10 protein-coding genes are annotated in these 13,333 nt (G+C 51.3%); 5 read left to right on the plus strand and 5 right to left on the minus strand.

Annotation, left to right across the window (positions count from 1 at the left end; translation table 11 throughout):
• Positions 1-671: 671 nt before the first annotated feature.
• A complete protein-coding gene (locus L1F29_RS30950; RefSeq protein ID WP_258385844.1) occupies positions 672-1,694 on the minus strand; it encodes a DUF4179 domain-containing protein in 1,023 nt (340 codons plus the stop codon).
• 12 nt (positions 1,695-1,706) lie between these two features.
• On the minus strand, positions 1,707-2,246 hold the full coding sequence (locus L1F29_RS30955) for a sigma-70 family RNA polymerase sigma factor (RefSeq protein ID WP_258385845.1): 540 nt from the start codon (positions 2,244-2,246) through the stop codon (positions 1,707-1,709).
• Positions 2,247-2,473: 227 nt separating this feature from the next.
• On the opposite strand from L1F29_RS30955, the gene L1F29_RS30960 reads away from it, so the two are divergent.
• The 5 genes from L1F29_RS30960 (at position 2,474) to L1F29_RS30980 (ending at position 7,366) form a co-directional block, all read left to right on the plus strand.
• Positions 2,474-3,190, plus strand: a complete 717-nt coding sequence (locus L1F29_RS30960) for an NAD-dependent deacylase (protein WP_258385846.1) — start codon at positions 2,474-2,476, stop codon at positions 3,188-3,190.
• Positions 3,191-3,248: 58 nt separating this feature from the next.
• Positions 3,249-3,893: a hypothetical protein gene (locus L1F29_RS30965; protein ID WP_258385847.1), complete on the plus strand. Its 645-nt coding sequence runs from the start codon at positions 3,249-3,251 to the stop codon at positions 3,891-3,893.
• A gap of 124 nt (positions 3,894-4,017) precedes the next feature.
• The gene (locus L1F29_RS30970; RefSeq protein ID WP_258385848.1) at positions 4,018-5,058 is read left to right on the plus strand and encodes a phosphotransferase; all 1,041 of its coding nucleotides are present in this window, start codon (positions 4,018-4,020) and stop codon (positions 5,056-5,058) included.
• 351 nt (positions 5,059-5,409) lie between these two features.
• Complete coding sequence (locus tag L1F29_RS30975) at positions 5,410-6,243, plus strand: MerR family transcriptional regulator (protein WP_258385849.1); 834 nt, start codon at positions 5,410-5,412, stop codon at positions 6,241-6,243.
• A 97-nt stretch (positions 6,244-6,340) separates the two neighbouring features.
• Positions 6,341-7,366 (plus strand): NAD(P)H-dependent amine dehydrogenase family protein, encoded by a 1,026-nt coding sequence (locus tag L1F29_RS30980; protein WP_258385850.1) that lies wholly within the window; start codon positions 6,341-6,343, stop codon positions 7,364-7,366.
• Positions 7,367-7,539: 173 nt separating this feature from the next.
• Here L1F29_RS30980 and L1F29_RS30985 read toward each other — a convergent pair whose 3' ends face one another.
• The 3 genes from L1F29_RS30985 to L1F29_RS30995 all read right to left on the minus strand — a co-directional run bounded on the left by L1F29_RS30985 (position 7,540) and on the right by L1F29_RS30995 (position 12,782).
• Positions 7,540-8,970, minus strand: a complete 1,431-nt coding sequence (locus L1F29_RS30985; protein WP_258385851.1) for a glycosyl hydrolase — start codon at positions 8,968-8,970, stop codon at positions 7,540-7,542.
• A 107-nt stretch (positions 8,971-9,077) separates the two neighbouring features.
• The gene (locus L1F29_RS30990; protein ID WP_258385852.1) at positions 9,078-12,326 is read right to left on the minus strand and encodes a GxGYxYP domain-containing protein; all 3,249 of its coding nucleotides are present in this window, start codon (positions 12,324-12,326) and stop codon (positions 9,078-9,080) included.
• Positions 12,327-12,572: 246 nt separating this feature from the next.
• Positions 12,573-12,782, minus strand: a complete 210-nt coding sequence (locus tag L1F29_RS30995) for a hypothetical protein (protein ID WP_309252353.1) — start codon at positions 12,780-12,782, stop codon at positions 12,573-12,575.
• Positions 12,783-13,333: the final 551 nt, after the last annotated feature.

The following is a 13,333-nucleotide window of genomic DNA, read 5'->3' on the forward strand; positions in this document are numbered from 1 at the left end:
CAAGCAGGGTCCATGAACCGGTTGGTCGGACTAATGAACCGGTAAGCCCACTAATGAAGCGGCAGGTTGGGCTAATGAACCGGTAAGCCCGGCTAATCAACCGGCAGGTTGGGCTAATGAACCGGTAAGCCCGGCTAATCAACCGGCAGGTTGGGCTTATGGGCCGGCAGGCCGGGCTCACAACCGGGCATCGCTGCCGCGGCATTGCACCTCGAGAGCTCCCAGCGCCCGGTGCTGCGCTGCATGACGGTAACCGGTTAACCGCATGCCCGATCCTAGATTTCGGATAAGCCGCAGCCGGCCGTTCGTCCGCAATAGCAAAAGTCCCGCCGATCGGCGGGACCTTATACTAACCCTATATTGAAGCACATCATTGTCATCGTTGAACGTTCATTTGGCATATAACCGCGCTTCAATTCAATTCAATTGAATTCGATTCGCTTCGCTTCACAACAAATAACACCTAGTAACACCTGGTAACACTAGTGTGTTAACGGACCTGTGATCCGCTATTGTAACATTCAAGAGCATTATTACTCTCGCTGCGGACCTGAGATCCCTTATTTGAGCCCAAATCCCCTCAAATCAATGAACCTGAAGCACATAACGAATCTGATGTCCGCAACCGCCGCAAATCGGACGAAATTCGGCGAATAACGCATTCTATGTCTTCAACGCACCCCGCTCCCCAATGGATTAACCGGTATCGATTGTTCCGGTACTTCACCCGGGTTCTCGGCATGAGGGTTCTCGGAGCTCTCGTACGGAACCAGGAAATACTTCTCGGATTCCAAGTCGATGGGAGCATAGCGGCTGTACGATTCTTCAGGCGAGATGGTCGAGGTTTCCAGCAGTACTTCCGTTCCCGATTCGCTTACGATTTTAAACCCTATGTGGTTGGCTTCTTCCGGCCAGTCATAGTAGAGCACCGTCGAGATTGGCGTCACGATCATTTTCTCGAGATGTACGGTTTGTCCATTGCCAACGGGGACATCCTTGTTCAGAACGACTGTTTCGCTTGATGCCGCCAGCTGGTCGGTCGGAACCTCGATATCGAAAACCCATGGGGTATCCACCGGAACGCCTTCCGAGTCGATGGTCGAGTCCAGGTTATCGAACTCCAGGTGAAACCGGACCGTTTCTCCGATCGGCATGTCCGTCATCTGAATTTTATTATAAATCGTAAACTGCGATGAATTAACCTTGATCGATTGCTGAAGCCCGCCGCCCGTCAGCTCCTGTCCATTCATTTGAACATTTGGCCTTGGATGCATTCGGTAATGGAAATCGACCCCCTTCGCCGGCTCGAACGTCGAGCTGATGATCAGCTGACCGCTATCGGCCATCACTTCATTCAATGTCCATTTCCCGAACTTATTCTCAGCCGTACTGCCAATCTCCGTCTTATAAGGGGTATAATCCGTCTTTTCATCCGCCAGGATGAATCCTTCAACGAGTCCGCCGACAAACGGCACATTCGCGAACGACACCATTCCCGTGCTTAGCGAAATCCCCGCCGCCAGAATAACGGCTGCCGCAGCTCCCGCATATTTCTTCTTACGGCTGGGCTTCTGCTTCCTGATCTTCTTCAACACGCGGCGTTCCCAATTCTTCTTGTCGATGCTGGTAAGCTCCTGTTCTTCATATTGATTAACATCCATGTCTGCATGATTGAGATCTTTATAAATTGACATCGCGTTCACTCCCTAACCTTCATTATTGTTCAGCAAAAAATTTTTCAGCTTCTTCCGGCCTCTGGAAAGCTTGTTATGCACCCATGACTCCTTGGCATTGAATGCATGCGCAATTTCATGCGAAGGCGTACCTTCCAAATAATATTTCTCGAAAATGGCCCGTTCACTGTCGGTTAACTGCTCTAACAGCTCATCGACACGGCCTCGATCGGACGGTTCTTCCGCCTTCAGCATCGCGTCATCCCATTCCGAAACGGTAAACTGTTTATTTTGCAGGGTGATTTGTCTTCTTTGGTAATCGATCGCTTTATATTTGGCAATCGCCGCAATCCATTGTTTGAATGTGTTTTTATCCGGATTGAAGCAGTGAATGTTATTCCATATCGCGAGAAGCACGTCGTCCATGCATTCCTCGCAATCCTGCTGCTGGTAGTTCAAGTGACGTTTAATAATCGCCGTAAGCAAGCCTCCATACTGAGCGATAATGAAGAGAATTGCTCTCTCATTCTTGTTCTTTATGTGTTGTACAACACTGTCTTCCGTGACTTTCAAGGGTCCACCTCTCCTTCCATTGCGTATTGGTACCTATCCAGTAATACGAAATGAATACGATAAATCTATCACAGAATGAAAAAAGAATAGCGGGATATTGTTGGGAATGTTGAATCCGAGGCGCTTTCATAGCACAATGGGGACAAGAACGAAGTGACCAAGCGGTTGATGGCAGTAATCGTTCATATGGTTAAAATCAAGCCACAGCAATGACGGAGGTGAATGCCATGTTCGCACAATGGCTGAAAGAATCCAAGTATACCGTGATCTTCAGCGGCGCCGGAATGAGTACGGAGAGCGGGGTGCCCGATTTTCGCTCATCGAAGGGATTATGGCAGGGACGAGATCCGCAATCGTTAGCCAGCACCGAGGCGATGGCTTACAACAAGAAGGAATTCGTCGCATTTTACCGGATGCGGATTCAGGCCTTGCAGTCGACCCATCCCCATCGGGGCTATGACGTTCTAAGCGCATGGGCGAACCAGCTGCAGCTGAAATCGATCATTACCCAAAATACCGACGGTTTACACGAACAAGCCGGCAACGTGAATGTGCTTACCCTGCACGGAACGATTCGCCGGCTGCATTGCAATGCTTGCGGGACCGTATATCCAACGGACGATTACTTCAACGATCGCTTATACTGCAGCTGTGGCGGCTTCATCCGCCCATCCGTCGTGTTATTCGGCGAATCCTTGGATTCGCATGTGCTGGCGGCGGCAGGCCGTGAGGCCCGGAAGGCGGATTTGTTTATTGTCCTAGGCTCTTCGCTGGTCGTCTCTCCCGCTAATTCATTCCCTGTCCTGGCCAAAGAACAGGGTGCAAAATTAGTCATCGTCAATCATGATCCAACTCCTCTGGATTCCATGGCAGATGTCGTTATAAACAAACGGAAAATTGGCGATGTCCTTCATGATGTTAATGAAGAGCTGGCATTGGATTAAGCGTGACCGTGCCCGGGTCTGATCAGGGTAGAACGGGCAGGAACGGAGGAGGGTTATCTTGAGTCATCCCCAAGCATATGGGACATTCGCCAGACGAGGCGGCCATACGTTTCGAACCTCGGCATATATTCAGTGGGGCGACTCCAAGAAATCTATTGGAGCCAGCTTGCTGCTGAACCCCGGATCGGCCGACTTCAATCATGCCCATCATCCCGGCTTAATGGAGACGCTGCATACCTCCATGCAAGCGAGCGGCGCGATCAAGCCCGATCCGACGATGGAGCAGCTGATCCTTTTTCTTGAAGCGATTTATGGAGGTGAGACTCCCCTGACCGGTCGCTTCCATCTGTATAACCTGTTCAATCTTCAAAATGCAAAGTCCGTCCATGCCGTCGATCAGTTCGAAGCTTTGGTTCATTCCGACGTGTGCGGCATCCGGGATTCATTGATTCCTATAGGCGAGCTGCAGAGCCATCCGTGGCTCCTGATCGGCTGGGGGGTTGAACGGCGGGCAAGCTGGAACAATCTCGAGCTCAGCAAAAGAGGCTGGCTTGACTTGATCAGTCAAGCGGGGGTTCCTTTTTTCGGGAAAATGCACCCTAAACACAATAACTACTACCATCCCTGCCCGCGTATTCCGACTCGCCGCCCAGACATGTTGAATGATCTCGTCGCGATCTATAAGGAGCAATTTGGCTCTTAAGCGCGCATGACCTCATAGCCTCTCTCCCATCCAAGATAAGAATATTATTCATGAGCTATATGATTGAGGCAGTGTAATTCTCATAGGTTTAACCATTACAGGCCGTAAGGGGCGTGAACGGGCAATGAAGCAAAAGTATCGCATCGATGAATCGATCTTGCTGGCGAAGCTCGATCAAGCATATGGCATACATACAGAGAGCCTGAGTTTTATCCCCATCGGGGACTCGGCTTATTCCTACCAGGTGAACGGGGCGTCCGGGGAACGGTTCTATCTGAAGCTGTTCGACCATGCGAACGATAGTCACCGCAGAGGCATCCTCCGCTTAAATCACTACTTGCCGCTAACGAGCCGTATGTATCGGGAGGGGCTTTTTCGCCATCTTACCTATCCGATCAAAACGCTGCGCGACGAATTCACCGTAGCCTTAAGCGATTGTACGGTTGCATTATTTAATTATATTGAAGGAGAAACATTAGCAGAGGCATATCCTTTTTCGAATACGATTCTCGAATCCATCGGCATGTCGGTAGCCCGGCTTCAGCAGATCACCCCTGACATCGGCCAATCGACGCTGATGACCGAAGCCTATGACGTTTCCTTCGTGCCCGATCTGGACAAATGTATGGCATATCTTGAAGGCATTGAAACATCGGATGATCCCATCACGCAATCGCTAATCGAACAAGTACTCCCGAGAAAAACCGAAATCGGCGATATGCGGAGTCATATTCGTCGGCTTCGTGAAGCAGCTTTGGCACAGCCGAAAGAGATGGTGCTGTCTCACGGCGATTTGTGGGGAGGGAACTTGATCTATGCCGAGAACGAGCTCTATCTGCTGGATTGGGAGTCCGCTCAGCTTGCGCCGCGTGAACTCGATATGATCGGATACATCGGGGAGGAGTTCGAAGCATTCTATTCCGCTTATGTGCGGCAGCTCAGCCGATCCGTAACGGTTGATTTCGATGTGATTCGATTCTATTGCTATCGGAATCAGCTTCGAAACCTGACGAATTGGTTGATGAACATTCTTTACAGAAATTTGGTCACCGAACAGAGAGAAAACGATCTGGAAATGATTCTGTACCACTGCATGAACCGGTGGGAGGGTATCGAGCCTCGGATTCAAATTGCAGAAGCTGTATGGAAGAAAATGAACGGTTGAATTATAGGGGCCTAGCATTCGCGATTTCTGAATACACGTTCAGTTGTCCAAGATGCGGGCCCCTCTGTGTGTGTCTATCTGGCTTGGCTCAAGCCAGAAGCCTATCCCTTCATGAGAACCAATCTTCAAGTTTGATTTCTCCCCTCCCAAAGTCTACGTATTTCCATAGCACAGTGACTTTGTTCACTGCAGCACTCCCCATGAGGGGATACAATAATCGTTACGCCCCCTCCACTTGGATAGGAAGGGCTAGGCTTATCCGCGTGCCGCCTCTCGCTATTCGGCATGAAGCGGGACGTACGACTTTCTGCTGGCGGCAATATGCATGGAAGGACAAGGGTAGTGCGATTTATGGACAACATCTCGATAGGACGAATGGCCGAGCTTTGCCAGACAACCGTTCAAACGCTGCGGCATTATGACCGGATCGGCTTGCTGAAGCCGGAATACGTTGACGAGTATTCAGGCTACCGGTACTACTCGATCGGCCAATGCGCCCGCTTGGATATGATCATGTATATGAAGTATTTGGGCATCTCCCTCGATACGATCAAAGAACGGCTCGATTCGGACAACATCGATATTGTTTCCGGCTTGCTGCAGCAGCAGGCCGATCTTATCGACAGCAAGCTGAAGCAGCTGCATCATATGAAGAAAGCGGTCCAACTTAGCATCAAAAATTACAACACGGTGCTGAACGCGCAGCCAAACGGGCAAATTGATATCCAGCGAATAGCTGAGCGGAAGATGTTTGTGTACAACGGCAAGCTCGATATCTACAGCCATACATTGGACGTATTCGAATATATACTCCGGGAACTGCGTAAGCACGCAAGCGTCCGTCATTTGCCGATGGCTTATTTCTGCAATGTCGGGTCGCTGATCCGGCAAGAGGCGCTTTTGCGGCAATCGTTCGTATCCACGGATCTCTTCGTGTTCGTGGATAACGATTTTCCCGATTCGGAAGGAATCGAGACGATTCCGGAGGGCGAATATGCATGCACATACTGCAGCGACTTCTTCAGCGAGCGGGATTATGCGGCCAAGCTGAGAGACTATATTATGGAGAATGGTTATGAAATTGCGGGCGATTATATTTGCGAAGTGATCGCGGATATGCAGATCATTCCGCAGCAGCAGCGAAAGATGTTTATGAGATTGCAAATTCCGATACGCAGGGCTTGACTCTATTCTTACAATAGAGTCTATCCTAGAGGCATGAGGAGCTCCTAACGTATCAAATCCTATTTTGTGAAAAAAAGAACAACTAGGAGGTAACGCTATGTTGGAGAAAGTGAGAGTCATTCAATACGGTTGCGGTAAAATGGGGATCTACTTCTTGCGCTATTTGGTTGAGAAAGGCGCGGAAATTGTAGGGGCTATCGATGCCAACCCGCAAATTGTCGGTAAAGACGCAGGAGAAATCGCCGGACTGCCGATGAAGCTGAACGTGCCCGTTCGCTCCGATGCCGAGGCGGTGTTCCAGGAATGCGACGCCGACGTCTGCATCATCGCCACGACGAGCTTGATGTCGGATACGTACAACGCGTTTGAACTGGCCGCCAAACACGGCATTAATGCGATCAGCACCTGTGAAGAAGCGCTCTATCCTTGGACGACTTCACCGGCGCTGACGAACCGGCTGGACGCGCTTGCCAAGCAGAACGGCTGCACATTGACCGGATCGGGCTATCAAGACGTCTTCTGGGGCAATCTGATTACCGCACTGGCCGGCGCCACTCACCGGATCGACCGGATTGAAGGCAGATCGAGCTATAACGTCGAGGAATACGGCATTGCCCTAGCCCAAGTCCATGGAGCAGGTTTGACACAAGCGGAATTCGAAGAGCAGATTGCCCATAACGACGCTCTCCCTTCGTTCATGTGGAACGCCAACGAGTGGTTATGTTCGCAGTTCGGCTGGACGATCCGCTCGACCGAGCAGAAGCTGGTGCCGACGACGCACGACAAGGACCTGCATTCGACGACGCTGGGCAAGACGATTCCTGCCGGCGATGCGACGGGCATGACGGCCATCGTGACGACGGTTACGCAGCAAGGGCCTGTCATCGTGACGGAATGTAAAGGCAAAGTATATGCGGAAGGCGAAGTCGACCGCAATGACTGGACGATCAAAGGCGAGCCGGATACGGAGCTGAAAATTGCGCGTCCCGCTACGGTTGAGCTGACCTGCGCGACGGTCGTCAACCGCATCCCGGATCTGCTGAAGGCACCTGCCGGCTTCCATACAACCGAGAAGATGGCGCCGGCCCGCTACCGGACGTACCCGCTTCACTATTACGTGTAAGCCGGCAAGTAATGCTATATTAGCGGATCATGCATCGATCCTCTGTATCAAGGCTCAAGAGGCGAACGCTATCACTTCTATAGAATGATTCCGCCATTTATGTAGCGATACTCAAAAGCCCGGCCCCGATTTCCTTCGGGGCCGGGCTTTCATGATTTACACGCCTCAGACGATCATTTATTTTTATATTTCTTCCAATCCGGCAGTTCGTCTAATGTAAGGACATAAGGATGGTTGTAGACCTTGGTCAAATGCTCGCGGCTGTTCTGAATGCCGTCATTGATAAATTGTCCTCCCCATGTGACAAACCAGCTCCAATGGGCATGATAGACCTGCAGCAAGTCCGGGTCCGGAATCGGACCGTTCTCGGTAAGCGCAGCCATCTTGCGATCCTGTACCAACGCCTTCAAATTATCGTAACGATTGCTTATCGGACTGTAATCCCTTGCCTGCGGGTAGCTGTCAACGCTGATAATGTCGACAACATCGTCACCCGGATACCATTCCGGTTTCTCCGAGTTCCAGACCCATATTAGATTGCCCAGCTTATGATGATTCGTAAGGCGATCGTACATAAGCCGGTACAGCTTTTTGGCCGGTTCCGGCCCTTTGGCGCCCCACCAGAACCAACCGCCCTCCGCTTCATGCAGCGGTCTCCAGAGGACGGGAACCTTCGCCTTCTCCAGGCGTTTGAGCTGGACGGCGATTGCATCGATGTCTCTTACTAACAATTGATAGTCCTCAGACTGGGGATTATCCATCGCATACCGGACATCGAACGTTGTCGCATCCGTATAGAATCCTCTCCACCACTCTTTTCCGGGCTGGTCGATAAGTCCTTTCGGCGCATTCCAATGCCAGGCAAAGGTTACGATTCCGCCTTGTTCATCCCACTTTAGCGCGTTCTCAATTTCGGTCGAAGCAGTGCCGTATTCGACTCGCGACGGAGAATAACCCATCATATCCAGCCCCAGAACAGCGGGCTTCTTCCCAATATTCGCATACACCCATTCCGCATCGGCTAGGTTTTGTTGGCCCGATAAAATATGGTTGCCGTATTCCGCCCTCAAGAAAGCGTAAAGGGCCTCGGTCTCCTTCATCGATTTTCTCGTAACAAGCGACTTGCCGATCATATGCGGTGGCGGCGACGGCGCTTCCTCAATCGTTATGGCGTCAATTTCATACCAACCCCAGTTATTCACAATACCAATCGTGTTGCTGCCTGCATTCAATAAGATTTTGCCGCCGGACGCATCGGCAAAGCCCACAGAACCCTTCAGCGTCAGCTCGCCGGCTGGCATTCCGTTCAGGACCAAACTCGTATTTTTATCTCCGAAGGGTGAATGATAACGGACGGTCAACTCGTATAATGCGGTTGCCGGCGCGTTGACCGTGATCGTAACGGAATCGGTCTCGCTGTCGAATCCGGTTACGTACCCCGTACCGGAATACCCCGCAGTAGCTGTGGCGGCCGTTACGCCGGACAGCACGCCGTCTTCCGCTTCATAAGTAACGGGAGCCGCTCCCGTATGCACCGACAAAGCAGGGAACAGGGCCGCTGCAAGCGAGGCAATGAGGAGCAGATGGCATAATTTCTTTTTCATTTTGTCATCCTCCTAACATCTCTTTGGAAGCCTCTCGGGAATGCAAGCCATCGACCTGCGGATCGCGAGATTCCGCGAGAGCCATCCTTGTTCATCCGCTGCCAGCGCTACTTGCCGATCGTAATATCGTCGATATACCCTTTGTAGTCCCCCGTGCCCGGACCGGTATCGAAGCCGACCAGAATACGGTCGATCGTTTTGCCGTTCAACCATTGCCCGATATTGCTCCGGACATAATTCCACTTGCCGATGCTCCCGCGCGGGGTACTGGGATGCATGCGGATGCCGTTCTGATCGACGGCGCCGCTGTCTCTGAGCGTACTGCCGTCCGTGAAGATCAAATCCACCATGACATGGCGGCCAAGGTCCTGCTCGGGATAAAACCAATAGCTAAGCTTGGTCGTTGCATCTACCGGAATATCCACATCGAATACTCTGAAATACGCGAACGATGCCGAGCTGCTGTTGTCTCGACCGGCGTATCTGAACGCTGAGTTTCCGCCCAGCGACTGCTCCCCACTCCGCGGAGATCCTTCCGGAGAGGCGGTCCCGCCGTATCCCGTCACATTTAACCGACCTGCGGCCGGATCGATCGAATCGAGCCAATCCGGCTCGGTTTCCCCCGGCTCGAAGCCGGAGTAGAAGAGCGAATCGCCCGACTTCGTCGTTAACGTAAGCTGCCATAAGCTGGCCCCCCGGGCATTATCGCCCGCACCGTCGCTAATTTTCAAATAGACGGTCTTGGACGGATTATTCTGAAGAAGCGGCGTTAGATCGAGCGATACGATGCCTCTATCTGCATTTTCACCCGCTTCCTTCAGCGGTGTCCAAGTCGCATTGTCGCTGGAGCCGCTAACGACGTAATCATGAGCGATATCGAGCCGTACGGAGCCTCCGGTCACATGATCGGCCATATCGAATTTATAGGTGAAGCTGCCCGTCTGACCGGTAACGCGGTGATCGTTCTCGATGCTGCTGCCGTTGTTTTCCGTCAGGTATAGCCATTCGTCCGCCGAGCCGTTCGTATCGAAGGTGGCTTCGGTAATGTTGACGGACGTGGATAAAGTCACATGGTACAGGCTCGGCCCCCAACCGTCATTCGTGGAGCCGTCGTTAAATTTCAGGTACACGGTCTTGGTCGGATTATCTACAAGCAGCGGTGAAATATCCAATTTGACCATCCCGCGCGGTGCCCTGCCATCCGCCGTGGCAAGCGTCGTCCATGTTTCACCGTCTTTCGAGCCGCTGATCACGTAATGATTCTCGATGTCCAAAATCACGGTCGCGTTATTCACATCGTCCGCCAAGTCGAATTCATACGACCAGCTGGAATGTCCGTCTGCGAAACGGTGGTTCACGTCTATGGAGCTGCCGTTGTTTTGATACAGGTAGGCCAGCTCTTCCACATTGCCGGCGGTGTTGAAGTCGGCTCCGAGAATGTCGGTGTTCTTGTTCGCCATGACCGATTCCCGGTAGAAGCGGTAATAGGTGTACGGATCGACCACTTCAAGATTCAGCTCCGGATGAGCCGCCTGAAGCTGACGAACCCCTTGAACCAGCTTGTCGGGATCGGCCAGAATCGTACGGAAAAACCAGAACTTCTGGCTTGGATTGCCGTTAAGATGGCGATATAGGCCCTCTTCGACCTTGTTAGCGTCGGCTGGCGAATGCCCGTTGATCATATCGATCACTTTAATGAAAGGAGTAGTGCCTACGAACGGCTGCTCCGGCCCGCTGTTGATCCCGACGCCGTCCGGAGCAAAGTGAACATATTCCTTCTGCAGCCAAGCAGGCAGATTGGGCGAAAAATCGGTGATGACAAAGCCGGCAATGCTTAGATCAAATTGCTGAAACTGCTGTTTGTTATATTCACGCCATTGCGACAAATATTCGGACGGCAGACGGATCGCGTTCAAATAACCGGCGCCGTTATCGCCCGAAATGAAATAATCGTTGCCCGTCGCACTCCCATATAAGTAATTGTAGACATGCGGCGCCCGCTTCGACAGATTCGGAACGACCGCCCAGCCGAGCGGCATCTCGCCCCTTCCCGGATTATCCCACAGAGCGGGCAGAATGGCGGAGGACCAAGCGGCGGAATCAAAATCCCCCATATAAAAGGCGACGTATGTTTTGGTAGGATCGAACTCCTTCCCGTTATCCCCTTTATCGTTGGACTGCTTCAGCGTATTCAGCGGGATATGCCTGAACACCGATGCATTCGCATAACCCATCAAGCCCGGAGCGTCGGCATCCAGCTGCGCATAATATTCCGATATCAGATCGACCATTCCCCATTCCGCATTTATCGGATGAGGCTGGCTCGGATCCGCTTGGTCGGAATATTTGATATGCCAGGCGCTGAATCCCCCGACCGTAATGACGTCCGTCCCTGCTTTCTCGCGCAGCGAACTGAAAATTTGGTGGAACGTATCCACATCGGTGCCGACCGGCTGCGATGGATCGTCATCCGGGGCTCTGTCGGAAAGCGGGCTTAAGTCGACAAAGAACCCTTTATTAGCCGTGTAATAATCCGAATTGATGAGCATGCGGTTATACAAATCATGTTCATAGAGGAGACCGCCCTTGCTGTCCTTGCGCTTGGAATACGCATCCACGGCATAAGTAACATAGCGCGGATTCACCTTGCCCGTATCGATGTATTTGGCTTTGGCCCATAAATACACGTCGTTTTTCTTGCTGCCTGTAGCAGGGATGTCCGTTTCCGGAATCGTGGTGTAGCTGCCGGCAAACTTCCGTTCCAGATCAATCTCCGGAACGTTCGGCAAATTTCGTTTCAATTCCTTGTGCAGCTCTCCGCCCTTGCGGACCGGAAGATAATCCTGGACGCCGGCAATCGTCGATGCGACATTGGAAGTGGCCGGAATGCTGTCGGTCCAGAGCACCAATCCCTTGACCCGCTTGCGGAAATCCTTGAACAGGTCCTTGTAGAAACGGTCCGTAGCCACCTGAACCTGATCGTACCGGCTCAAATACTGATTCGGGTCATCCAATTTATCGAGCCAATACTGATCTGGCTGAAAGCTTTTCGGATTCTGGATTTCATTCACCGTCTGGAAAATATAATAGATTTTGTCGCCTTTCTCGTTCCGGTTCGCAATCCCCTGCAGCGCGGCAGCCATCTTCACGAAATCGTAAGCGTATGCCGTCAGATTGTCTCCTTCATGCATGTCGGGCGTCGACTGGATCAACTCGTTCAAATTATAGATGTACAGCTTGTCGTTCTTCCCTTTCGCCTCCGCCTCCTCAGGCTGCCCTATGCGGACCAATCCGTGGCCGTAAAATACGGACAGCAATAAGCAAAGCGATACTAACGTTTTCATGCTTGTTCTCATCAATGTCTCATCCTTTCTTTCATACAAGTATTATGTAGGGTGCGGTTTCTGATGGCGTCGTTTGGCATCCCCTCCTTTCCGAGGTATTATTGAAGCGTTTTCATTATGATGTGTAGAATACATATGGATAGTATTTCAGTTCATTAATTTATATTACACGACATATGGCGTTTGCTGGGGAAGTGTGATGTCAATGGTGCCGAACTGGAAGAGGCTTTCCTGCACTCTGAGCATTCCTAGATTTATCTAATCATTCCGGATTAACAAATAAACGATGAGACCCACTAGCGGGAAAAATAACAGCCCCACTGCGACGATTATTGCGAATTCGCTGCTCTTTCCTCTCCTGATGCTATCGCGATAAGCCCAGACGCATATGGCGATATGAAGAACGAAGAAAATGAGGATAAACAGAATTCCAACAGTAGAGATAATATGCATGCGAATCGCCCACATTTGGTTTACAACTTATACGCTGGAAGGGTCTGGAAGGTTACGCTCAAGTTGGGAGTGGTGCTGGTGGCGGAACATATCGTAGAGAAAAGAAAAAGCCGAGCGAATCAGGGGAAATCGCCTGAAATCAACTCGACTTTTATTCAGACATATGCTTAGTGCGGTGATTGTTTATCTGTTGTTTTCGAAAGTTGGAGATCGCCTCCCAATTATTCCCCTATCGGTATATTTAATCTTCCGCGATGATTCGAACAGATAAACCGCCTGCTTCTTTTTTCGGCGTGCATGGCCAGCATTTCTTTGAACGATTGAGGGAAAGGGACAATGCGACCTTGCTCCCCTTGCCCTTATTAATCCGGATTGCTCGCTTACTCGAACGCCGGTCTATAGCAGCGTCTTTTGAGATAGGCATTATCTGGCCTTTCTCCACGGAGAAATTTGGCCAGCTTCTTCGTTTTACGTTTCGGTGATATGCGCCTCTCACTCACTCGATAACACCTTCTTCCAACGGAAGGCGTTCACTCATGTTCAGCCTGAATGTATAGTAAGGGTTT

Source organism: Paenibacillus spongiae (genome assembly GCF_024734895.1).
Lineage (GTDB): Bacteria > Bacillota > Bacilli > Paenibacillales > Paenibacillaceae > Paenibacillus_Z > Paenibacillus_Z spongiae.

Coding starts and splice junctions, on each gene's coding strand:
- L1F29_RS30960 (WP_258385846.1), top strand. CDS start 2,474: ATGTTCGCACAATGGCTGAAAGAATCCAAGTATACCGTGATCTTCAGC.
- L1F29_RS30980 (WP_258385850.1), top strand. CDS start 6,341: ATGTTGGAGAAAGTGAGAGTCATTCAATACGGTTGCGGTAAAATGGGG.
- L1F29_RS30950 (WP_258385844.1), bottom strand. CDS start 1,694: ATGTCAATTTATAAAGATCTCAATCATGCAGACATGGATGTTAATCAA.
- L1F29_RS30970 (WP_258385848.1), top strand. CDS start 4,018: ATGAAGCAAAAGTATCGCATCGATGAATCGATCTTGCTGGCGAAGCTC.
- L1F29_RS30995 (WP_309252353.1), bottom strand. CDS start 12,782: ATGTGGGCGATTCGCATGCATATTATCTCTACTGTTGGAATTCTGTTT.
- L1F29_RS30975 (WP_258385849.1), top strand. CDS start 5,410: ATGGACAACATCTCGATAGGACGAATGGCCGAGCTTTGCCAGACAACC.
- L1F29_RS30990 (WP_258385852.1), bottom strand. CDS start 12,326: ATGAGAACAAGCATGAAAACGTTAGTATCGCTTTGCTTATTGCTGTCC.
- L1F29_RS30985 (WP_258385851.1), bottom strand. CDS start 8,970: ATGAAAAAGAAATTATGCCATCTGCTCCTCATTGCCTCGCTTGCAGCG.